The sequence below is a fragment of the Streptomyces fulvoviolaceus genome (genome assembly GCF_000718165.1).
In the GTDB taxonomy this organism is placed as follows: Bacteria; Actinomycetota; Actinomycetes; order Streptomycetales; family Streptomycetaceae; genus Streptomyces; species Streptomyces fulvoviolaceus.
Map to the genome: position 1 here is coordinate 18,825 of NZ_JOEY01000076.1, position 22,848 is coordinate 41,672.

At 71.0% G+C, this 22,848-nt stretch carries 15 protein-coding genes and 3 pseudogenes; 8 read left to right on the forward strand and 10 right to left on the reverse strand.

Annotated features, from left to right (window positions below; translation table 11 throughout):
• Window positions 1–132 precede the first annotated feature (132 nt).
• A pseudogene (locus IG08_RS0148150) lies at window positions 133–1,509 on the forward strand (PepSY-associated TM helix domain-containing protein); the annotation flags it as partial.
• Here IG08_RS0148150 and IG08_RS63260 read toward each other — a convergent pair.
• Both IG08_RS63260 and IG08_RS0148155 read right to left on the reverse strand, forming a co-directional pair.
• On the reverse strand, window positions 1,419–1,844 hold the full coding sequence (locus IG08_RS63260) for a tetratricopeptide repeat protein (protein ID WP_420823324.1): 426 nt from the start codon (window positions 1,842–1,844) through the stop codon (window positions 1,419–1,421). The pseudogene IG08_RS0148150 and the gene IG08_RS63260 overlap by 91 nt on opposite strands.
• A 71-nt stretch (window positions 1,845–1,915) precedes the next feature.
• Window positions 1,916–2,359 (reverse strand): MarR family winged helix-turn-helix transcriptional regulator, encoded by a 444-nt coding sequence (locus IG08_RS0148155; protein WP_030619500.1) that lies wholly within the window; start codon window positions 2,357–2,359, stop codon window positions 1,916–1,918.
• Between the two features lie 156 nt (window positions 2,360–2,515).
• Here IG08_RS0148155 and IG08_RS0148160 point away from each other — a divergent pair, with 156 nt between their 5' ends.
• A complete protein-coding gene (locus IG08_RS0148160) occupies window positions 2,516–3,481 on the forward strand; it encodes a pirin family protein (RefSeq protein WP_030619502.1) in 966 nt (321 codons plus the stop codon).
• 132 nt (window positions 3,482–3,613) lie between these two features.
• Window positions 3,614–4,030 (forward strand): hypothetical protein, encoded by a 417-nt coding sequence (locus IG08_RS63265; RefSeq protein ID WP_052425233.1) that lies wholly within the window; start codon window positions 3,614–3,616, stop codon window positions 4,028–4,030.
• Here IG08_RS63265 and IG08_RS0148170 read toward each other — a convergent pair.
• The 3 genes and pseudogenes from IG08_RS0148170 to IG08_RS0148185 form a co-directional block, all read right to left on the reverse strand.
• Entirely contained in the window at window positions 3,978–4,319 is a 342-nt protein-coding gene (locus IG08_RS0148170) for a hypothetical protein (RefSeq protein WP_030619505.1), read from the reverse strand. The two genes, IG08_RS63265 and IG08_RS0148170, sit on opposite strands and share 53 nt — an antisense overlap.
• 35 nt (window positions 4,320–4,354) lie before the next feature.
• Window positions 4,355–5,628 (reverse strand): annotated as a pseudogene (locus tag IG08_RS55205) (NAD(P)/FAD-dependent oxidoreductase).
• A 243-nt stretch (window positions 5,629–5,871) separates the two neighbouring features.
• Complete coding sequence (locus IG08_RS0148185) at window positions 5,872–6,321, reverse strand: SsgA family sporulation/cell division regulator (protein WP_030619508.1); 450 nt, start codon at window positions 6,319–6,321, stop codon at window positions 5,872–5,874.
• Between the two features lie 384 nt (window positions 6,322–6,705).
• On the opposite strand from IG08_RS0148185, the gene IG08_RS0148190 reads away from it, so the two are divergent.
• The gene (locus IG08_RS0148190; RefSeq protein WP_052425235.1) at window positions 6,706–9,492 is read left to right on the forward strand and encodes a helix-turn-helix transcriptional regulator; all 2,787 of its coding nucleotides are present in this window, start codon (window positions 6,706–6,708) and stop codon (window positions 9,490–9,492) included.
• Here IG08_RS0148190 and IG08_RS0148195 read toward each other — a convergent pair.
• Window positions 9,489–12,299 (reverse strand): helix-turn-helix transcriptional regulator, encoded by a 2,811-nt coding sequence (locus IG08_RS0148195; protein WP_030619514.1) that lies wholly within the window; start codon window positions 12,297–12,299, stop codon window positions 9,489–9,491. The two genes, IG08_RS0148190 and IG08_RS0148195, sit on opposite strands and share 4 nt — an antisense overlap.
• 71 nt (window positions 12,300–12,370) lie before the next feature.
• Entirely contained in the window at window positions 12,371–12,745 is a 375-nt protein-coding gene (locus tag IG08_RS0148200) for a cupin domain-containing protein (protein ID WP_106981161.1), read from the reverse strand.
• A gap of 153 nt (window positions 12,746–12,898) precedes the next feature.
• Here IG08_RS0148200 and IG08_RS0148205 point away from each other — a divergent pair.
• The 4 genes and pseudogenes from IG08_RS0148205 to IG08_RS0148220 form a co-directional block, all read left to right on the forward strand.
• Window positions 12,899–13,825 (forward strand): annotated as a pseudogene (locus IG08_RS0148205) (ROK family glucokinase); the annotation flags it as partial.
• Between the two features lie 155 nt (window positions 13,826–13,980).
• The gene (locus IG08_RS0148210) at window positions 13,981–15,414 is read left to right on the forward strand and encodes a sugar porter family MFS transporter (protein ID WP_030619523.1); all 1,434 of its coding nucleotides are present in this window, start codon (window positions 13,981–13,983) and stop codon (window positions 15,412–15,414) included.
• On the forward strand, window positions 15,411–15,785 hold the full coding sequence (locus IG08_RS56520) for a WhiB family transcriptional regulator (protein WP_063757850.1): 375 nt from the start codon (window positions 15,411–15,413) through the stop codon (window positions 15,783–15,785). Before IG08_RS0148210 ends, IG08_RS56520 begins: the two co-directional genes overlap by 4 nt.
• A 222-nt stretch (window positions 15,786–16,007) precedes the next feature.
• The gene (locus tag IG08_RS0148220; RefSeq protein WP_234343175.1) at window positions 16,008–18,833 is read left to right on the forward strand and encodes an ATP-binding protein; all 2,826 of its coding nucleotides are present in this window, start codon (window positions 16,008–16,010) and stop codon (window positions 18,831–18,833) included.
• 212 nt (window positions 18,834–19,045) lie between these two features.
• Here the strand turns inward: IG08_RS0148220 and IG08_RS0148225 are convergent, their stop codons facing one another.
• The 3 genes from IG08_RS0148225 to IG08_RS60940 form a co-directional block, all read right to left on the reverse strand.
• Window positions 19,046–20,251, reverse strand: coding sequence for an aldo/keto reductase (locus IG08_RS0148225; protein ID WP_030619531.1), 1,206 nt, complete (start codon window positions 20,249–20,251; stop codon window positions 19,046–19,048).
• 646 nt (window positions 20,252–20,897) lie between these two features.
• Entirely contained in the window at window positions 20,898–22,253 is a 1,356-nt protein-coding gene (locus IG08_RS0148230) for a metallophosphoesterase (RefSeq protein ID WP_030619534.1), read from the reverse strand.
• 103 nt (window positions 22,254–22,356) lie between these two features.
• Complete coding sequence (locus IG08_RS60940) at window positions 22,357–22,800, reverse strand: hypothetical protein (RefSeq protein ID WP_199821092.1); 444 nt, start codon at window positions 22,798–22,800, stop codon at window positions 22,357–22,359.
• Window positions 22,801–22,848 lie beyond the last annotated feature (48 nt).

Consider the following 22,848-nt stretch of genomic DNA (forward strand, 5'->3'; position numbering starts at 1 on the left):
AGGATGCCACGGCGCCTCAACGGGACCCTCACGCTCCTGTGTGACGCAGGTCACTCACGCCTCCGGGAACTCGACGCCCTCTCCCTCCGACTACTGGACCGCTACAGTCCCCAGCCCTCGGAGAAGCCGCCGATGTCCACCGCTCCCTCGACCACCACGGACGAGGCCCCGCCGCCGGTCACTCCGGCGCCGTCCCCCGGCAGATGGTCCCCGCTGCGTCCGCTGATCCTCCGACTGCACTTCTACGCCGGTGTGTTCGTCGCGCCGTTCCTGCTCGTCGCCGCCGTCACGGGCTTCCTGTACGCCGGTGCGTTCCAGGCCGAGAAGATCGTCTACTCCCACGAGATGACCGTCCCCGTCGGCGACGCCAAGCTGCCGATATCGGAGCAGGTGGCCGCTGCCCGCAAGGCCTACTCCGAGGGCGCGGTCTCGGCCGTACGTCCCTCGCCCGAGGACGACGCGACCACCAGGGTGATGCTGTCCGGCGTCAAGGGAGTCGACGCCACCCACACCCTCGCGGTGTTCGTCGACCCGTACACCGGCAAGGTCCGCGGGGCGCTGGAACAGTACGGCTCCACCGGCGCGCTGCCTCTGCGCACCTGGATCGACGAGTTCCACCGCGACCTGCAGCTCGGAGAGAACGGCCGCCTCTACAGCGAGCTCGCCGCGAGCTGGCTGTGGGTGATCGCGGGCGGTGGCCTGGTGCTGTGGTTCTCCCGCCGCCGCGCCCTGCGCAAGGTGCGCGGCACCAGCGGGCGGCGCCGTACGCTCGGGCTGCACGGCAGCGTCGGCGTCTGGGCCGCGGCCGGGTTCATCTTCCTCTCGGCGACCGGCCTGACCTGGTCGACGTACGCCGGAGCCAACATCGACGAACTGCGCACCTCGCTCGGCCAGTCCACCCCGTCGGTCTCCTCGGCCTCCGGCGGTGACCACTCGGGGCACGGCGCGTCCTCCTCGGCCGGGGACGCCGAGCACGGCGTCGGCCTCGACAAGGTCCTGGCGGCCGCCCGCGCCGAGGGCCTCGGCGATCCCGTCGAGATCGTCCCGCCCGCCGACGAGTCGTCCGCGTACGTCGTGAAGCAGGTGCAGCGCAGCTGGCCCGAGAAGCAGGACGCGGTCGCGATCGATCCCACCACCGGCGAGGTCACCGACGTCCTGCGGTTCGCCGACTACCCGTTGCTCGCGAAGCTGACCCGCTGGGGCATCGACCTGCACACCGGTGTCCTGTTCGGTCTGGTCAACCAGATCGCCCTGATGCTGCTCGCGCTGTCGCTGGTCCTGCTGATCGTGTGGGGCTACCGCATGTGGTGGCAGCGCGGCCGCGGCTCTTCGTTCGGCCGCCCGATCCCGCGCGGCGCCTGGCAGCAGGTGCCCCCGCAGATCCTGCTGCCGTGCGTGGTGGCGATCGCCGTGCTCGGCTACTTCGTGCCGCTGCTGGGCATCCCGCTGGCCGGGTTCATCGTCGCCGACGTCGTCCTCGGGGAGATCGCCCACCGGCGGGGAGGGCGGAAGGACACGGTCGAGGCCGGGTCGAAGTAGGACAGCATGGCTCCCGCCCCCGCCCGCCGCGGGGCCGGGGCCCCGGCCCCCCGTGTTGCGGTGGCGTACTGCTCCACCGGGTCGCGCTCGACGATGATGCGCAACTCCGTCTCTGCGCGGTGCAGTTGGGCCGAGTGGTAGTAAGCGCGTGCCAGCAGCAGCCGGGGTCCGGTCTGCTCCGGCACCTCCTCGACCAGTCCGCCCAGGACGCGCGCCGCGGCGGTGTAGTCCTTCGCGTCGAAGAACAGCTGCGCGCGCTCCCAGCGCTCCGCCGGTGTTCCGTGGTCGTAGTACGTCGTGTTCACTGCTGACCTCCTTCGGCCCCTACAACCCGGCAGGGTGCTTAAACATTCCACTACTTGGAACCGGGGGCCGGTCAGGCGGGCAGGGCGGCCAGCTCGGCGTTCGCCCGCTCGGTGATCAGAGTCAGTACGCGGCCGGCGGTCGCCCGGTCCTCCGTGGAGATCCCGGCGTAGATCCGGGCGGAGAACTGCCCGGTCTCGGCGCTTGTCTCGGCGTAGAGTCCCCGACCCGAGTCCGTGACCTGCAGCAGGGACGCTTCCGCCGCCACCAGGCCCTTGCCGATCAACTCCTCGATGGTGTCGTGGATGTCCGCCGTGTCGACCTTGAGCGAGCCGGCGACCTGTCCGACGAGCTCGTCGCGCTCGACCGGTGCGTCGGCGATCGCGACGGGTCGGAGGGTCACCGACTGCTGGAAGGTCAGGTCGTAACGGGTCAGTACGGACTCGAGGACGGCGCGGGCGGCGTAGTGCGCCAGGCCGATGACGCGGGAGTCGAGGGTGGGTGCGGTGGTGGTCATGGCTGCTCCTTCGGGTGCCGTGCAAGGGAGTTCGTCGCCTACGAAACAATACGGTACATGGCTACTATGTCCATGGCTATTATTTCGCGGGACTCATGGAAGCAGCCCCGATTGACGGACTGACGGGACGACCCCCGCACGGCTAGGTTGGGCGCCATGAGCAATCTTGATCGGCAGGCGGTTCCCGCTCTGTGCGGTGGCCGCGGCTTCGTGGTGGCGGAGCCCGTCCGTGAACTCCTCAGCCCGCGCACCGTCAAGCTCGGCGAGTCCAGCGAGGTCCGCCGTCTGCTGCCCAACCTGGGCCGCCGCATGGTCGGCGCCTGGTGCTTCGTCGATCACTACGGCCCGGACGACATCGCCGACGAGCCCGGCATGCAGGTACCGCCGCACCCGCACATGGGCCTGCAGACGGTGAGCTGGCTGCACGAGGGCGAGGTGCTGCACCGTGACTCCACCGGCAGCCTCCAGACGATCCGCCCCCGGGAACTGGGCCTGATGACCTCAGGCCGCGCGATCAGCCACTCGGAGGAGAGCCCGCAGTCCCACGCCCGCTTCCTGCACGGCGCCCAGCTGTGGGTCGCCCTCCCGGACAGCCACCGCCACACCGACCCGCGCTTCGAACACCACGCCGAGCTGCCGCGCGTCACGGCACCGGGCCTGACGGCCACGCTCATCCTCGGCGACCTCGACGGCGCGAGCTCGCCCGGAACGACCTACACCCCCATCGTCGGCGCCGACCTGGCCCTCGCTCGCGGCACGGACGTGCGCCTCCCGCTGGAGCCTGACTTCGAGTACGCCGTGCTCTCCATGTCCGGCGAGGCCCACGTGGACGGGGTGCCGCTGCTGGCGGGCTCGATGCTCTACCTCGGCTGCGGCCGCACCGAACTCCCGCTGCGCGCCGAGTCGGACGCCGATCTGATGCTCCTGGGCGGCGAGCCGTTCGACGAGGAGCTGATCATGTTCTGGAACTGGATCGGGCGGTCCCAGGAAGAGATCGAGCAGGCCCGCGCCGACTGGATGACGGGATCGCGCTTCGGCGAGGTGAAGGGGTACGACGGAGCTCCGATTCCGGCTCCGGAACTGCCGCCGGTGCCGTTGAAGCCGCGGGGCAGGGTGCGTTGACCTGCTGAGACGCGCCAATGAAGTTGTCGGGGACGGGGGCGTGTGGTCCTCCGTCTTCGGCGCCTGGACGGGGCAGGAGGTTGTGCGGGCGGCTGTGGCGGTCCGCTTGCGGCCGACTAACTGGTCGCCCAGATGGCATTCGCCCTCTCCCGCCCGGAGTACGGTCCCGTCGTGCGCGGCCTGGTCGCCGAACTCGACGTCGAGCGCGCGCTGGTCGCCCCGGCCGCCGATCTCCCGGTGGACGAGCACACCGCGCCCGGCGCCTCACGGACGGCCACCGACGAGGACGCGGACAAGCAGTACGGAAGGCTCACCGAGCAGATCATGGCGTACTTCACCAAGATCGGTGACGTCGACGTACGAGCCCGTGAGGTCGCGGCGGCGCTCGGCCGCGACGCCGACAGTGGAAGCATCAACGCGGTCCGCAGCACGCCTCGTCGCCTCCTCCCGCATCCAGCGCGCCGGCAGGCCGGCGTTCCTGGGCGGTACACGGTGGTCAACGCGACGATCCCAGGATCACCACGACACACGCGATCATCGCCAGGGTGATCAGCCCCATCGCGGTGAGTGTTCCCCGCAGCCATTGCCGCATCCGGACGTGGTGTTGCGCTTCCAGCGCTTCGCCGCGCTCGGCGATGTGATCGGTCACCATGCGGGCGACGTCTTTCTGCTCGTCGACGTACCACTGCTCGATGTCCCGTTTCTGCTCGGGGGTGAGCCCCTCCACGCGCGCGGTGAAGGCCGCTACGCGGCGGTGCGTAGCTCCTGTATGAGCCTCCTGGTAAAGGAAGCCCTCGATGTCGGTGAGGCCGCGGGCGGCCTCCTCGCGTGCGGTCATGGCGTACCCCCGATGGAAACGAGAACCCCACATGGTCATGCCGTGCTGCCTTCCTTCGCACGGGCGGCACCCGGGTTCTGCGTCCGCTCACTCGTGACGAGAGCGTCCCGCGGGTGCTGCACGAGGGACACGAGATCCCGGCCCGTCAGGGCCGCGGTGAGCCAGACCGCCAGAACGCGGACGATGCCCTTGTACTGGAAAATGCCCCGCCCGAGCCCCAGCGTCGCCACCACGCCCAGGCTGCCGTGGCGGTGGTTCCGTACTCGCCGCCCGCGCAGATCGGCCACGAGGTTCGTGGCGAGGAGCCTCCCCTGCCGCACGGCGTGCTGGGCGTTCGGTACTGTGCGCGCCCCCGGCAGCGGCGAGGCCAGGTCGGGAATGGTCGCGTCGTCCCCGGCCGCCCGGACGTCCGGCACCGGCTCGCTTTCCGTGCCCACGCGCATTTCGGGGCGGACGAGCAGCAGGCCACGCTCGTCGAGCGGCAGGTCCGTGTGGTGGTGCACGACCGGGTTCGGGGCGTTGCCGGCGGCCCGGACGATCGGCGTGGCGTCGTACTCCCCTCCGTCGGAGAGGACGACGTGGCCGTCCTCGGCGGACAGCAGTCGCGTGTTCAGGCGGGCAGGCGCGCCGCGGCGTTCCAGGTGGCGCACCACCCAGGCACCGGGCTTGTCGCTCACCTCGGGCAGGATGCGGCCCCGGGCCTCGACCAGGTGGAAGGACAGGTCGTCGATGGTCAGCTCCGGACAGGACCTGAGCATCGCGGTCGCCAGCGACAGCAGTTCCCTGAAGCCCTCGACGCCGGGGAACCCAGCTCCCACGAACGCGAGGGTGAGCAGCTTTCGCCGCTCGGGGCCGGGTGGCGGCGACGCGGCCTGGTCGAATGCGGTCATCAGCCGGTCACGGATCGCCACGGCCTCCTCGACGTGCTTGAGGCCGATGGTCTGCTGCGCCGGGCCGGGTATGGGGAAGGAGCGGGTCACGGCGCCGGCGGTGACCACGAGGATGTCGTAGCGCAGCTCGTAGGTGTCTCCGCGCGCGGGGCGGCCGGTCACCGCGTGGCCTCGTCACGGATCTCGGTCACGGTCCCCGCGATCAGCTGCGTACGACTCACATGCCGCCGCAGCGAGACGACGGCATGACGTGCCTCCACCGAACCGGCCGCCACCTCCGGCAGGAAGGGCTGACAGGTCATGTACGGGCGCGGGTCGACGACCGTGACCTGCTCCTCGCCCGGACGCAGCTTCTTCTGCGGGCCCCATGCGGTGCAGAAGCCCGCGCGGCCGCCGCCGACGATCAGAATCTCTCGCATGATTCCCTCTGCTTTGTTGTCGGTCACCACGTAGACCGCGCAGGCCGCGCCGATGTGACATGCGAAGGCGGCTCAGGCCGTGGATGTGGGTAGGTGCTCCGCGTTGTCGCCTGTGTCCGTCTCGCCAACGGCCACGGCGTTCACCGCTTCGTGGATCTCGATGGTGAGCGTGTGCACGAGAACGGGGACGGGGACGGGGTCTGCGACCTTGTCCGGAGCCGGTCCGTCCGGCTCGGACGGTCTCTATCGACGTGACTCGCCGGGGTCGCTCAGGAGTTGGTGGACGGCTGCGTCCACGTCCAGGTGGCATTCCTCGGTGTCCGCGGGCACCATCGCGAGGGTTCGTCCGAGGAAGGCTTCCAGGGCTCGCGCCGAGACGGTCACCACGACCGTCTCCTGCTTGGGACACGGGCACAGCGCGATGTGCACCTTGCCCACCCATGGGCGCTGGGAGGGCCAGACCTGAATGTCGCCGACGCCGACGGGGCTCTCCAGTCCGTCCAGGAGGAGATCGCGCCCGACCACCCAACGCACGGTCGCGTCAGTGCACATGTGGAACGTCAAGGACACCGCGTAGGGATCGGCTGTGTCGTAGGAAAGATCGAGCATCACGGGCCGGTCCACTCCTTCGGCGACGGCCAGGCGCACAAGCATCCGGCACACCACCAGAGTGAAACTGTCGGGTTCTCTCATCACATCACCGCTCGGTAAACCGGTGGGATCAAGGGGGGCTCGGAGGGCACACGGTGTGATGCGGCATGCGCCCAATGGTGTGATTCAGGGACATCACGATTCTGCGAGGCCCCGTGGGCTCGCACCATCAGTCAAATGACCCGAGAGTCGCCGCGCAGTCACGTTACTGATGTTCGTCCTCGCGGGCCGGGTGCACGGTGAGCCCAAGCTTTCCCGCCGTGCAGCGGGGAGGACGGCGCAACGTACGGAGTACTCATGTCACTCGGCCCGCGCGTCGAACGGCTGTCCCGGACCCCTGCCGGACATCTGCCCTCACGATGGCCGCAGCACCATCCCACACCGGCACCCCCACGCAGGGCCAAGCCCGCACCGTCGAGTGAGACAGTGTGGTTGGACGCGGACGGCGGTCAGCCCCCTGAGGTGGTGGGGCGTGCCCGCCAACTCCAGGAGATCACGGTGCTGCTCGGGCCGGGAACGGCCGCGGGCCGTGCCCTGCTGCTCTCCGGGGAGCCGGGGGTGGGCAAGAGCGTGCTGCTCGGTGAGGTCGCCAGGGTCATGTCCGGGGCGGGTGCCCGGGTGCTGTCGGCCGTCGGCGTCCGGTTCGAGGCCGAACTCGCCTACGCCGGTCTCCACCAGTTGCTGTTGCCGCTGAACGACCGGTTCGAGCACATGGGAGACACCCATCGGAAGGTTCTGCGCGGTGCGCTGGGTTACGGCGGCGATCCGGTGCCCGACGGGCTTCACGTTTCCGACGCGGTGCTCTTCCTGCTGCGCCAAGCGGCAACCGAACGCCCGGTGTTCATCGTCGTGGACGACCTCGCCTGGCTCGACCGGGCCAGTTCGGCGGTGCTGGGCTTCGTCGCCCGTCGGCTGTCGGGCAGCCGTATCGGATTCCTCGCCGCCTCCAGATCGGGAGCCGAGACCTCCTTCGAGCGAGCCGGGCTCACCGAGTACGAGCTGCCGCCGCTGGAACACGACGCGGCCGCGGAACTGCTCGCAGCCCGCTTTCCGAGGCTGGCCGCACCTGTACGGGACCGCGTCCTGGCGCAGGCCCAGGGCAATCCACTGGCGCTCGTGGAGCTGCCCGCCGCGCTGAGCGGCCCGCAACGCAGCGCGCTGGCCGATCTGCCCGACGTACTGCCCCTCTCCCCACGTCTTCGGAGCCTCCACGCTTCGCGCGTGGCCGGCCTTCCGGCCGAATCGCGCCGGCTCCTCCTGCTCCTGGCCCTCGACGACACCGGAGATCCGGGTGTCCTCCGGGCCGGATCGGAGGACCCGAAGGCTCTCACGGCGCTGTCAGCGGCGGAATCGGACCACCTGATCACCGTCGACGGCACGAACCGCCGGGTCACCTTCCGCCATCCGCTCATGAGGGCCGCGGTCGTCGAGACCAGTACCCTGACCGAGCGCTGCCAGGCTCATCGCGCGCTCGCCGAGATCCGCGCGGAGGCCCCCGAGCGGCGGGCCTGGCACCTGGGCCGGGCAACCCTCGTTCCCGACGAGCGCGTCGCCGCCCTGCTCGAGGAGGCCGGGCACCGGGCCGCCCGACGAGGTGACGCCACGGCAGCGGTCGCCACCTTCACCAGGGCCGCCGAGCTGAGCCCCCGTCCCGCGGACCGAGGACGCCGACTGACCCGGGCCGCCTACCTCGGTGCCGACGCGACCGGCGAGCTGCGCTCGGCATCGGAGCTCCTCGACCGCGCCAGGCGCGCGGACCCGGACCTCACCGGGTCTCCGCTCACCGCCGCCACGGCGGCGCTCCTCCTGCTCAACGGCGGTGACGGCGACATCGACATGGCTCACCGCCTCCTGGTGGAGGCCATCGAGACCGGCACCCACGGATACGACGCCGAGGACGACGCCCTCATCGAGGCACTGCACATCCTGCTGCTGGTGTGCTGGTCCGGTGGTCGCGATGCCCTGTGGGAACCCTTCCACGCTGCCCTCGACCGTCTGAAGCCGGCTGCTCCGCCGCTGCTCTCCGCCTGCGCCAGGACGCGGGCGGACCCGGCCGGCACCGGCTTGGCCGGCCGTCAGGAGCTCGACTCGATCCTCGCCGGCATCCGGAACGGGGAGGACCCGGGGCAGATCGTCCGCATCGGCACGGGCTCGGTCCACCCCGACCGGCTCGCGGAGCTACGGGACGTCTCCTGGCGTGTGGTCCGTCGGGGACGCCGGGGCGGTCACGTCCGCCGGCACATCGACGCGCTCATGCACCTGTGCCTGCAGGACTTCCCGACCGGCCGGTGGGAGGAGGCCGGAACGCTGGCCGCCGAGGGCCTGAGGATCTGCGACGAGCACCGATACCCGTTCTTCTCCTGGTACTTCGAGTACCACCAATCCCTGCTCGCCGCCGTCCACGGGCACTTCGAGGAGAGCCGGAGCCTGGCAGACCGGATCACGCAGTGGGCCGTTCCTCGTGGGGTTCTGGGGGCGGTGGCCTTCGCCGACCACGCCCGGGTCCTCGCCGAACTCGGTGCGGGCGACTACGAGTGCGCATACCGCCACGCCGTGGCGATCAGTCCCGCGGGCCGACTCGCGTCCCACGCTCCGCACGTGCTGTGGGCCTGCATGGACCTCGTGGAGGCGGCGGTGCACACCCGGCGCACCGCTGAGGCGGCGGCACACGTGCGTGCGATGCGGAAGGCCGGTATCGCGGCGCTCTCCCCGCGGCTGGCGCTGCTGGTCGCGGGCTCTGCCGCGCTCGTCGCACCCGATGACGGCGCGGTCGGACGCTTCGAGCAGGCCTTGGCCGTCCCGGGGGCACAGGGCCAGCCCTTCGACCTCGCCCGGATACGGCTGGCCTATGGGGAACGTCTGCGGCGCATGCGCTTCGTCACGGAGGCCCGGGCGCAACTGGACGCGGCGGCCGAGGCGTTCGAGCGCCTGGGTGCCCAGCCGTGGGCCGACCGGGCCGCGGGCGAACTACGCGCCACCCGCCGGTCCCGGACCGGGGCGAAGCACGGCTCCGTGACTCTCACCGCGCAGGAACAGGAGATCGCCGCACTCGCGGCTTCCGGAATGACCAACAAGCAGATCGGTGAACGTCTCCACCTTTCGCCGCGAACCGTGGGTTCGCACCTCTATCAGCTGTTCCCGAAACTCGGAATCGCCTCACGCGCGGCACTCAGGGACGCGCTCGCGTCTCTTCCCCCGAGTACCGCGTTCTAGGGCTGCGACGAGGTGGGGGACCGCTGTGCCCGGGGCTGCTCCGGCGGCAGTGCGGCGAGGGCCTCGCCGAGCGTGACACGGGAGGTGATGCCGAGCTTCGGGAAGATCCGGTGCAGGTGGGCCGCCACGGTTCGGTGGGAGAGAAACAGACGTTTGCCGATCTGTTTGTTGGTCATTCCGGAGGCGGCGAGTGCGGCGATCCGGTGTTCCTGCTCCGTGAGCGGGATGGTCCCCAGGTCCTGGTGTGCCCGGGTGGCGGTACGGCCGGTGGCCCGCAGCTCCTCGGCCGCCCGCGCGGCCCAGGGGACGGCCCCGAGACGGCGGAAGGTCTTGAGGGCGGCGGCGAGGTGCACCCGGGCCTCCTTGACGGCCCGTGTGCGACGCAGGTGCTGCCCGTAGGCCAGGCGGACCCGGGCGAGGTCGAAGGGCCAGCGCTCGGCACCGGGAATGGCGAGCGCCTCCTCGAAGAAGCCGGCGGCCCGGTCCTCGGGGGCGGCGATCGCGGCCGAACCGGCGGTGACCAGTGCCAGGCGGCCGGAGATGCCGGGCAGACCTGTCTGTCGCATCGCGGCGACATGCGCGAGTGCCTCGGCTCGGCGTCCGCTGCGGACGGCGGCCTCCACCAGGTCCATGGGAACCCACAGAGCCAGCGGAGCATGGGAGGCCAGCACACCTGAAGGGCTGATCGCCGATGCGTCGAGGTAGGCCTCCTCGTGGTCGCCGCGTCCCAGGGCGGCCAGTGCCGTCATGTGCAGTGCGAAGTGCCCGACGGTCCGGGCGCCGCGGGGTACCGCCCACTCCGTGATCCGCTGCGCCAGTCCCCGCACCGTGCCGTCGTCGCCCCGCGCCGCGGCGAGCAGGCCCTGGGCCCGGTGGAACTGCTGGGCCAGCAGTTGATAGCCGTGGGCCTCGCACAGCGCCAGCCCCTCCGCGGCGAGGCGGCCGCACTCGTCCCACCGACCTGTCATGAAGTCGTCCAGGCACAGCACCACCAGCGCGATGAGAGCCGAGGTGACCGCGCCGCCTTCGCGCCCGTCGTCGACGACGGGCCAGAGAGCGGCACGGCACCCCGTCGCCCGGTCCACGAAGAGTGCCGCCATCGCGATCCGTTCGATCCGGCTCGGGTCTGCTTCCCGGTGCAGGTCGTGGATCACCGCATCGAGCAGGCCGAGGGAGGTCGCGGAGGAGCGTGCCGGGTCGGCGTAGACATCGCCGAGCACTTCCTGGAGGGGAGGCATCGGCACGGTCAGCTGCGACATGGCCGCGTGATACGTGTCCCAGAGCTCGGGTCTGCCCGCGCACAGGCACACCCTGCGCAGGGTGCACAGCGCCTCGAAGAGCGACTCGTCGTCGCCGTCGGACCTGCCCTCGCGGGTCGTGATCGCACCGACGAGCAGCCGGTGCGCGGTGTTGACGTCACCGTCTCGGTTGAGCAGCACGTGGGAGGCCGCGGCCGCCGCCCGCAGCGATCCCCTGAGCTCGGGGTCGGAGCGCCGGGCCTCCACTAGCAGTTCTGCCGCCGTGCGCAGCTCTCCGGCGACGTCCGCGCCCACGAAGGCGGCTTCGGCCAGCCGTCTGCTGCGGTCCGCTGCGCTGGGAGTGAGGTCGGCGGCCCGTACCAGTGCGTTGAACGCGCCGACGGCGTCGCCGCGTCGGCGGACCCGGTGGGCGGTGTGCTCCAGGAGTGCCGCGACCTGCTCGTCCGGATCGGGTGTGGCCTCGGCCAGGTGCCACGCCCGGCGATCGGGCTGATCGGTCAGTGCCTCCGCCAGAGCGTGGTGGGCGTCCAGGCGCTGACCGCTGGTCGAGCCCGACACGATCGTCGCGCGGATCAGCGGATGACGGAAGGACAGCCGCCCCAGGCCGCGGTGCTCGACCCGCAGCAGCTGTGCCCGCTCCGCGGGGGCGAGAAGGGACAGCACGTCCTCGCCGGGGGCCGCGGCCCGCAGGACCGGCAGGTCGCCGCTGTCCTCCAGTGCGGCCAGAAGCAGCAGCCGGCGGGTAGGTGCCGGCATCTCCGCGACCCGGGAGGCATACAGGTCCCGCAGTCGACGGCTGAGCGGGAGCACCTCGGACAGCACCACTCCGGCGCTGCCTCGCGAGTCGTCGAGTGCGGCCGGCAGTTCCAGCAGGGCCAGCGGATTGCCCTGGGCGTGTGCGAGGACACGCCGCAGTTCCTGCCCGGCGAGCAGCGGGAACCGGGTGCCGACCAGGTCGGCCGCGGCCCTGTCGTCCAGCGGCGACACGATGAGCTCTGGAAGTCCGGCACGTTCGAAGAAGCTCTCGAACCCCGGCCGTGAAGCGGCGAGGAGGCCCACTCGGCTCGCGGTCAGCCGCCGGGCGACGAACGCGAGCGCCGCGGCGCTGGCCCGGTCGACCCATTGCAGGTCGTCGACCACGAGCAGAACCGGACGGGTGTTCGCGGCCCGGCGGAGCAGCGCCAGTACGGCTCCGTAGACGACCAGCCGATCCACCGGGGCACCGTCACCCGCGCCCAGCGCAACGGTCAGGGCCTCGCGGTGTGCCGGGTCGAGCCCGTCGCGCTCGTGCAGCAACGGTTCGAGCACGTGGTTCAGTCCGGAGAAGCTCAGATCCGCGAGGAACTCGACCCCGGCCGAGCGCAGCACCAGCGCACCGGCCGCCGTCGCCGCCGTCGCCGCGGCATCAAGGAGAACGGACTTGCCGACGCCCGGCTCCCCGGACAGCAGCAGCACCCCACCGCGGCCGAGCACCTGGTCGACGTACGACCGAAGCAGCTCCAGCTCCCGGTCGCGTCCCACCAGCCCCGCGGCCGTGCTACGCGGCATCGACCCATTACCGGCCACAGTGGCCCCCTTCGAGAACTGACGTGACGAACTCCCCGTCTCCGGGCGGTGGTTCAGTCGGCGGAAGGCTGTGGGGCGCGCAGGTGGGCCCGCTTCTCCAGCTCCTTGTCGTCGACCAGCGTGAGCATCGGCCGGCCGGGCGCGCACAACATGACGACGACGTACTTGGCCGTCGTGTCCGACAGGGCGTTGCCGTTCTGGTAGTGGATCACGTCACCGCCCGGCTCCCAGAACGTCTCACCGGCCTTGATCACACGCTCGGGCTCGCCTTCGAGTTCCCACCGGACGGCGCCCTCGGTGACGTAGCCGAAACACGGCCCCGAGTGCCGGTGCGGGGGAGTGCCGGGGTGTCCCGGTGGCCACTCGACCAGCACGGTCATCGCCGAGGCGCCCTCCGGCACGAAGGGCGGCCTGACGTCCGCCAGCATCCTGGGGCCGGTCCCTTCCCGGTCCCCGTACTCGCCGTCGCCGCCCGTCGATTCCCTCTCCAACACCGTGTCACACCTCCGTCGATCCAACTTGCTCCACAGGAGGAGACCGGGCACGGCCCGCATGTGTGACAGGGCGGGGGACGACGTCCAGGTGCGGTCGACCCCGGAGGGGAGGTCGTCTCCCGTGTGCGCATCCCCACCCCGCACGACCCGGACCGGATCGCCGAGGCGATCGCCGAGGCGGTCCAGCGGGTCCGCAGAGGCTGGGACGACGTCCGGGCGGTCGGCGTCGGAGCCGCCGGATATGTGGACGCGGACCGCTCGACGGTGCGCTTCGCGCCCAACCTGGGCTGGCACGACAAGGCGATCCGGGACATCGTCCAGGCGGCCACCGGGCTTCCGGTCGTCGTCGAGAACGACGCGAACGCCGCCGCATGGGGCGAGTTCATCCACGGAGCCGGTGCCGGACACGACGACATGCTGATGGTCATGGCGGGCACCGGCCTGGGCGGAGGCATCGTCAGCAGAGGGCGGCTCTTCCGCGGCCAGTTCGGCATGGCCGGCGAGATCGGCCACTACCGGGCGGTCCCCGACGGGCTCCCGTGCCCCTGCGGCCAGCACGGCTGCATGGAGCAGTACGCCAGCGGAGCGGCCCACACACGCCGCGCCCGCGAGATGGCGGCCGCCGATCCGGCACGGGCCGCGGTGGTGCTCGCGCTGGGCGACGGCACCCCCTCCGGCCTTGAGGGGCACCATGTGGCCAAGGCCGCTCTCAGCGGCGACCCCTTCTCCCTCGATGTGTTCGCGCAGTCGGGCCGCTGGCTGGGTCAGGTCCTCGCCGACCTCGCGTCCGTCCTCGACCCGTCCGTCCTCGTCATCGGCGGCGGCCTCGGAGACACCGGCGAGCTGATCAGGCGTCCGGCCGAGATCTCCTACCGTCGGGCCCTCGGCGGCGGCGAGCACCGTGTCCACGCCGAGGTCCGCACCGCCACCGTCGGATCGGACGCCGGCCTCGTCGGCGCGGCCAACCTCGCCCGCCTCCACGAACTGCTCTCATCCCCGGCAGCCAGTCTCTGACCGGCGGCGCGCACGCCGACAGGCCCGAAGAGCGGTGCCCAGGCAGCAGCGCAGTCGTCATCCCGATCCACGTCCTCTACGACCGGTACGCCCGCCTGGCCGGGAGCCCCCGCCCACAAGTCCGCGCGCCCGGTCCTGTGAAGGAGTCCTTGTCCATGATCACGAACGCCTCTTCCAAAGGGCCGGCCCACTCAAGAGCCGCGCTCCGCCCGACCAACCTCCGGCGCATCACCCACATCTCGGCGGCCGCGTCGATCGGCGGCTTCCTGTTCGGCTACGACAGCGCCGTCATCAACGGTGCCGTCACCGGAATCCAGCACCGATTCGCTGTCACCTCCAGCGAGACGGGCACCATCGTCGCCTCCGCCCTGCTCGGTTCCGCCTTCGGAGCGGCCGTCGCAGGGCGTCTCGCCGACCGCATCGGCCGTCCGCGCGTGATGCACCTCGCCGCCGCCCTCTTCGCGATCAGCGCGCTCGGCTCGTCCATGCCCTTCTCCGCCTGGGACCTGGGAGCCTGGCGCGTCGTCGGCGGTATGGCGATCGGCCTCGCCTCGCTGATCGGGCCCACTTACATCGCCGAGGTCGCACCGCCCGACCACCGCGGTCGGCTGGCCTCGTTCCAGCAGGCGGCCATCGTGCTCGGCATCACCGCCTCCCAGCTCGTCAACTGGGGTATAGCCCAAGGGGCCGACGGCAGGAGCGAGAACTCGCTCGGCGCCCTGCATGCCTGGCAGTGGATGCTCATGGCCGCCGTCGTCCCGGCGCTCGCCTACCTGGTCCTCAGCCTGCGCATCCCGGAGTCGCCGCACTTCCTCGTCGCCACGGGCCGCGAAGTCCAGGCCCTCGCCGTACTGCGCGACCTGCAGGGCACATACGACGGCGCCGAGGACCGGATCACCGAGATCCAGCGCGCGCTCAGGACCGACCACAAGCCGCGCGTACGCGATCTGCTCGACGGCCGCTTCGGGCTGCTGCCGATCGTGTGGGTCGGCATCGGGCTGGCCGTGTTCCAGCAACTCGTCGGCATCAACGTCATCTTCTACTACTCGTCGCTGCTGTGGCAGTCGGTGGGCATCGACCAGGCCGACTCCCTGCTGATCAGCCTGTCCACGTCGATCATCAACATCGTCGGAACCGTCGTGGCGATGCTTCTGATCGACCGGGTCGGCCGCAAACCGCTCGCGCTGTCCGGCTCGGCCGGCATGGCCGTGTCGCTGGCCGTCGCCGCCTGGGCGTTCTCGTACAAGACGGGCAGTGGCAGCGGTCTGTCCATTCCGGACACGCAGGGCACCGTGGCGCTGGTTGCCGCCCACGCCTTCGTCTTCTTCTTCGCGGTCTCCTGGGGCGTGGTGCTCTGGGTGATGGTCGGCGAGATGTTCCCGCTGCGGATCCGCGCCGCCGCGATGTCGGTGGCGACCGCCGCCAACTGGATCGCCAACTGGGCCGTCACCGAGAGCTTCCCCCGCATGTCGGACTGGAACCTGTCGTCCACCTACGCCGTCTACGCGGGCTTCGCCGTGCTCTCCTTCGTCTTCGTCGCCGTCCGGGTGCGCGAGACCAACGGCAGGAAACTGGAGGAGATGGGATGACAGCGCCAGGCACCCCTCGGCTGAACAACCGTGCCCTGCCCGTCCGCTCGGCGACGGGCTGGTGGCCGGCCGCGTCCTGCCGAGGCGCCGACATCGAGACCTTCTTCCCCCCTCCGGGCGACCTGGCGACCGTCCGACGGGCGCTGATGATCTGCGATCAGTGCCCGGTGCGGATCCCGTGTCGCCGGTACGCGCTCGACCACCGGGAACGGCACGGGATCTGGGGCGGTCTGACCGAGGAGACACGCGAGACGCTCATCCGCATGGGGCCGCCGCCGGACGTACGCACCCGGTCACCTGAACCCGCCGAACTCCTCGTCGAACCGAGGACGTGGATCGCCCCTCCGGATTCGTCATGGACGGCGCGGTGAATGTGGCGAACCCCTACGAAGGGTTCCTCCTGACACCGAGCTGATCCCAACAGCGCCGTCATCGAAAGAACCGGCCGGAGAGCACCAGCCCGGCCGGTTCCATCGCGTCAACGCCTTGGAATCCCCGTCTCGGCGCCGCAGCACCGACGAGGCTTGAGTCGTTTGACTGATGGTGCGGTCGCACTGAGGGTGTAATGGGTCGCGATTAGGATGTCGCGCGACGTGACCCTCTGCACGGAGGAAGCCGCACATGCTCAGCCCAGCAGCCGGAGCCTTCCTGAGGCCGAACCCGGCACACGCGCGATGATCGGCCGGGACGAGGAGCTGCGAATCCTGCGCAGGCTGCTGACGGACGCGGCGGACGGACGCGGCAGTGCGCTGTTGATTCACGGCACCGCAGGCGTCGGCAAGTCGGCTCTGCTGCGCACGGTCGGCGCCGAGGGCACCGAAGGCGGTTTCAAGGTGCTGAGCGCAGCCGGTGTGGAGACCGAGCGGTGGCTGCCGTTCGCGGCGCTGCAACTGCTGCTGCAACCGGCCGCCGCCGGCATCGGAAAACTGCCGTCCCCGCACCGGACGGCGCTGGTCGACGCGTTCAGCGCCACGCAGACCGAGCCCCACATCTTCCGGGTCGCGCTCGCCGTGCTCGAACTACTCGCCGACGAGGCCGACCGGCAGCCGCTCCTGCTGCTCGTCGACGATCTGCAGTGGATCGACGCGTCGAGCCGGGATGTCCTCAGATTCGTCGCCCGGCGCACCCGCGACCTCCCCGTACTGGTCATCGGCGCCTCCCGGCTCCACTCTCCCGACTCCTACGACCCGCGCGCGCAGCCGGTCCTCCCTCTGCAACCGCTCGACCGGTCGGCCGCCGCCGAACTGCTCGATGCGGGTGCACCGGACCTGTCGGCGCCGATGCGGGCTCTCATCCTGGAGCGCGCCGAGGGCAACCCGCTGGCCCTGGTCGAGCTGCCCAAGACGGTGCAGGACATGGCACCGCGGCTGGACGATCTGCCGCTGACCCAGCGGCTGGAGGAGGCGTTCGCCGCCCGTACGGACTCGGTGAGTCCGGAGTGCCGAAAGCTCCTGCTGGCCCTGGCCGCCGAGCCCAACGCACCACTGAACCGGCTGCTGGACGTGTCGAGCCGTCTGACGGGAACGGCGGTTTCCGTGGACGCGGTGCAGGAGGCGGTCGACGCGGGCCTGGTCGGCCTGGTCGGCCGTACTCTCGAGTTCCGGCATCCGCTGATGCGTTCGGCGATCTACACCCGCGCCACGGTCTCCGACCGGCTGGACACCCACAGTGCCATCGCCGCGGTCATGGCCGATGTCCCCGAGCACCAACTCCTCCACCTGGCCGCCGCATCGCTCGGCCCGGACGAGGAACTCGCCGCCCGGCTGGAACGTTTCGCCGACACCGCGCTGGCTCGGGGCAAGGTGGCGTCGGCCGTCCCGGCCCTTCGCCAGGCGGCCGAGCTCGTCCAGAACCCGCGCCGCAGGACCGAAATCCTGGTCCGGGCGGTCGAGTCGGCCAGCGAGATCAATGACCGGGTCCACACCCAGTTGTTGCTGGACCGGGCCGACATGAGCGAACTCGGTCCACTGGAGCGGGCCCGCCTCATGGTCGTGTCCGACAAGGCGGCGTTCGAACCCGACGAGCCGCACCGCCGGATCGAGGACATGGTGACCACGGCGGCTGGCGCGTTCGACACAGGAGACGTGCGGGTCGCCGAGAACCTGCTGTGGCGGGCCGCCGCCCGGTGCTTCTTCCAGGACGGCGACGCACGCGTGCGCACGCTGGCCGCGGCCGAGTTGGACCGCTGGAACCCCGATCCGGACGCCCCCGTCGTCCTGACGGTACGGGCGTACACCGAACCGTACCGGCACGCCGCCGAGGTGATCGCACGGCTCGACAGCCTCCGGCCGGACCGCCAGGACGGCCGGATCATGCATTTCCTCGGCAGCGGCGCGATGGTTCTGGGCGAGGTCACCCGCGCCGCCCGGTACCTGTCGCTGGCGGCCGCGGCGTGGCGGTCGCAGGGCAGGCTCGGGCTGCTCGCCCGGTCACTTGCGGGCAGTTGGCCGCGGGTGTACCTCGGTCAGCTCGACCAGGCCCGCGAGGAGTCCGGCGAAGGACTCGCCCTGGCCGAGGAGACCGGGGAATGGATCGTCTGGCTGGGAGTGAAGGCGACGGGGAGCCTGGTGGCGGCGCTGCGCGGGGAGACCGAGGCCGCGGCGCGGATGCTCGGTGAGCTGCGCGCCCACCGGCTGTTCCCCGGCATGCCGTTCGCCGCCGTGATGGCGCAGCAGGTCGAGGGCCTGCTCGCGCTGTTCGACGGCCGCACGACCGAGGCGTACGACGTTCTCGCGCGCGCCTTCGATCCGGCCGACCCGCACTACCACTCGGTCAGCCGCTGGCTGCTCGCACCGGATCTGGCGGACGCCGCGGTGGCCGCGGGCACCGTGCAGCAGGCCCGGGAACTACTGGACGGACTCCCCGAGTTGGCCGCCCGGCTGCCCTCGGAAATGATGGTGGTGGCCCAGGCCTACACAGAGGCGGTGCTGGCGCCGGACGACGCGGCGGAGGAGCGCTATACCGCGGCGCTGGCCGCGCTGCCCGCCGGCTGGGCCCTGTCGCGGGCCCGGCTGCACCTGCACCACGGCCGCTGGCTGCGTCGGCAACGGCGCAACGTCGACGCCCGCAGCCCGCTGCGCAGCGCCCGCGACGAGTTCGACCGGGTCGGCGCGGGGCCCTGGGCCGAGATGGCTCGCGAGCAGCTGCGCGCCGCCGGCGAGTCGAGCAACCGGCGGCATGCGAACACCAGCGACCGGCTGTCGGCCCAGGAGATGCAGATCGCCGTGCTGGCGTCGCAGGGGCTGAGCAACCGGGAGATCGGCCAGCGCCTGTTCATCTCGCACCGCACTGTCGGAGCCCATCTGTACCGCATCTATCCCCGCCTGGGCATCACCAGCCGTGGCAGGCTCGCCGCCGCACTCGCCGCACTCCACGACGGAAACCTGGCGGCCGACTCGCCAGGCGCCAACGCCGGCTGACGGTGCGTGCCGACCCGCACTGTGCAGCCCTGTCGTTGTATCGCAAGGCCGTGGCCACCACCGGGCCTGCGGAAACCACAGGCCGTGTCCGGAACCGCCCTCCAGCCGGTGCCGGCGAAGCCTCCAGGACGGCCGTCCTGGAGGCTTCGTGAACATCCCGTCGGCATACGGGAGTTCGGCGGGGTCGGGACGTGACGGGCCCGCGTGATCGGTCAGCGGGGCGGTGCTTCGACGCCCGTCATGGCGAGGGCCGCCGGCGGAAGCCGGTCACCGTGGATGGTGATGCGCGCGACGGCGGTGTTCAGTTCCTGGAGTTCGTCGGGGCTGAACCTGACTTCTTCCGCGCCGATGTTCTCCAGCAGGTGCGGCAGCCTGGTGGTGCTGGGTATCGGCACGATCCATGGCTTCTGGGCCAGCAGCCAGGCGAGGTCGATCTGGGCGGGCGTGGCGCCCTTGCGTACGGCCCAGTCCTGGAGCAGCTGCACCAGCGGCATGTTGGCGGCCAGGTTGTCCTGGCTGTTGCGGGGCATCGCGGTCCGGCGGTCGTCCTCCGTGAACCGGAAGTACGGGCTCATCGTGCCGGTCGTGAAGCCCATGCCCAGAGGCGCCCAGCACACGAAGCCGATACCGAGTTCCTCGCAGAGCGGCAGGACCTGCTCCTCCGGTCCGCGCCACAGCGTGGAGTACTCGTTCTGGATCGCGGTCAGCGGCAGGACCGCGTGGGCCCGGCGGATGGTCTGCAGGCCCGGTTCGGAAAGGCCCCAGTGCAGGACCTTGCCCTGGGAGATGAGGTCCTTCACCGTGTCCGCGACGTCCTCGATCGGGACGGTGGGGTCGACCCGGTGCTGGTAGAGCAGGTCGATGTGGTCCGTCCTGAGGCGCTGCAACATGCCGTCGACGGCTCGGCGGATATGGTCCGGGCGGCTGTTCAGGCCGTTGCGGGCCCCCGTGTCCGGGTCGATGTCCCAGCCGAACTTGGACGCGATCACCACGTTGTCGCGGACAGGGCGGAGGGCGTCCCCGACGATGCGTTCCGACTCGAACGGCCCGTACGCCTCGGCCGTGTCGAAGAACGTCACCCCCTGATCGGCGGCTGTCCGGATGAGGGCGATCATGTCCTTGCGGCTGGTGACGGGGCCGTAAAGGTCGCCCGGCATGGTCTGGGTGCCGAGGCCGATGCTGGAGACCTTCAGGGACCCGAGCCTGCGGCGACCGGTCTGCGTGATCGCCGCGGCCACCTGGTGACGACCGCGGGTGGGGGCCCCGGTGGCTGTGGCAGGCGATGCTGCGTTTGCCTGTGACGGTGCGGCCCCCGTCATGGCCACCAGCGAGGTTGCTGCGAGTGCCGCTGCGCTCAGGAAGCTGCGACGGCCGCGGTCTGTCGAGTTGCCGTTCGGCGTGCTGTCCTGTTCGTGCATGGATTACATCCCTCATGGTCGTCGGTTGTGAGCACCCGCGGTGTGTCACCGTCGGTGACGAAGAAGCAGATCCTGTTGCCCTGGCGGGGTTGTGGCCCCGGCCCGGAGGGGCCACCAGGGGGCCGGCCTTGTCGAGCGGCCGAAGCGGACCGCGCCCGAGATGAGCACCTGGGCACTTCGTCCGGCGGCGTCGGTCCACGTCCGTGGCTTCGGATGATGCCGGGCGGTGAGGCTGATTCAAGCAGTGTGTCCGGCGGGGTGGGAGGGCGTGCTGTGCCAGGCAACGGCAGTACCCCTCACTCCCGGACAGAGCGCTGGCGTAAAAAGGATGTTGCCCTGGTCGCAGCGGCGACCAGGGCCTGGGGAGGCTCTCGCAGGCGGGGGCGCCGGGTGCCGCCCCGCGTCCCGTGAGGCGATGAACTCCTGTGCAACAGAGCGGAGTTGGACCACTCGCGAGGCCGCGTAGGGGTTCCGGTCGTTCAGGGCACGGCAGGGGCCACCGTCAGCGTCAGGTCGTGAGCGACGCGGTGCTGCTACTCCCTCCGTCGGTCTCGGGTGCTCCGCCCCACCGCGCGTCCGTCCGGCCATGCCGGATGCCCCGGAACGTGCGGTGAGGGCTGCTGATTGCCGCGCGGTCGGCCGGAGACTACGCCTGCCTTGACGCGAGTTCGACGACGGTGATGTCGGACGGTGCGCCCACACGGACGGGCGGGCCCCAGGCGCCGGCGCCGCGGCTCACGTACAGCTGGGTGTCGGCGTAGCGCTCCAGACCGGCGACGGTGGGGTTCGCCAGTTCGGCGATGAGGTTGCCCGGCCAGAGTTGGCCGCCGTGGGTGTGGCCGGAGAGCTGGAGGTCGACGCCGTGGCGGACGGCGTCCTGGATGACGACGGGCTGGTGGGCGAGGAGGACAGCGGCGCGGGAACGGTCGCGGTCGCCGAGGGCCTTGCCGAAGTCGGGGCCCTGGCCTTCTGCTTCGCCCCGGACGTCGTTGACGCCCGCCAGGTCGAAGCCGGGCAGCTCCGTGCGGGCGTTCTCCAGCGGGCGCAGCCCCAGATCCCGGACCTTCTCGATCCACGGTTCGGCGCCGGAGATGTACTCGTGGTTGCCCGTGACGAAGAACGTGCCGTGCGGTGCCCGGAGTTGGGCGAGGGGTTCGACGGCCGGGGCGAGGTTTTCGACGCTACCGTCCACCAGGTCGCCGACGACCGCGATCAGGTCGGGCTGGGTCGCGTTGATGGTGTCGACGACCCGCTGGGAGAAGCCACGCCCCAGGACCGGGCCGATGTGGATGTCGCTGACCACGGCGATCCGGAACCCGTGCGCGCTGCGGGGCAGTTTGGCCAGCGGAACCGTGAGGCGCTTCACCTTCGGCCCGCGCAGCACACCGTATGTGCCGTGGCCGACGGTACCGACCGCGACGGCCGCCGCGGTGCCACCCACGACACGGGAAACGAAGAGGCGGCGTGACGGACCGGTGGGGGCAGTGCCGGCCGACGGCGTGGGCGGGGGGTCCAGTACGGCAACCGGTCCGGTGCTGCCCCGTGCGGCATCGGAATCGCCGCGATGCGCCGTTGCGGACAGCGGCTCACCGGCCGAAACGAGTTCCTCCGCGCCGGAGTCACCTGCTTCTGCCGCCTGCGCCGTCGGCAGAGCGCCCTGCCGGGGGTCTGCCCCGGCGCCCCGACGCGCGAGCCACCGCCGTAGCACAGGCCGTACGGCCTCGCCGGCCAGCAGCGCGAGCAGCAGGTACAGGAACAGGGCCATCCACAGGTATCCGGGCCAGGCCAGGATGCGCTGCACAAGGAAGGGGACAGCGTCGCCCTCCGCCGTCATGGCACCTATCGACAGGAGGGGCCCCGCCACGAAGACGATGCTTCCTGCTCGTCGGAGGAGCGAGCCCTTGGGCATGGTGTCCCGTATGAGGCGGCGCCACACGTACCAGTGGAGTGCGCCGAACAGCGCCAGCACGACGGCACTGACGAGCGCGAATATGACGACCACGACCTTGCGCAGCCCTTCCCTTGAGATGTCCGCGGGCCCATGAGCCCATATGACTGAGATGCCGCCGGGCCGGATGAGCCCTGACGACCTGTTACTGACAGCGTCACCCGGAGGCTTCGGCCTTGATCTTTTCGAGTGCGTCGTTGAATCCGGCGGGCGTGTGGCTGTTCCCCGCCACGCGGTCGAGACGCACGGCGTCGATGTCCCTGCCGACCACGAGAGTCGGGACCGCTTCGGCAAAGCGCCTCTGCAACGCGAGCGAGGTCTCGTCCGTCGCGTGAGGGGTGACGTCGACAGTGGTGATCGCGTCGTCTTCGAGCGTGATGGCCACCCCGATACTCGAGCCCCGAGTTCCGTACTCGCCGTCCACGGTGTACTCGCCGTCCTCGTACGGGCCGCGATTCGAGGGGGATCGGGAAGGGGCGGCGCTGGTGATGTTCGAGGCGGACGGTGAACTCGCGCTGTCCGTGTCCGTGCAGCCGGCGATCGCGGCGGTGACGGAGATCCCCACCAGTGCCGTCGCGATCTTCTTGCTCAGTGCTGACATGTCTTCCTTGCTTTGGTGCGGGGCTTCGTTGCGGGGTCGGGCTGCCTG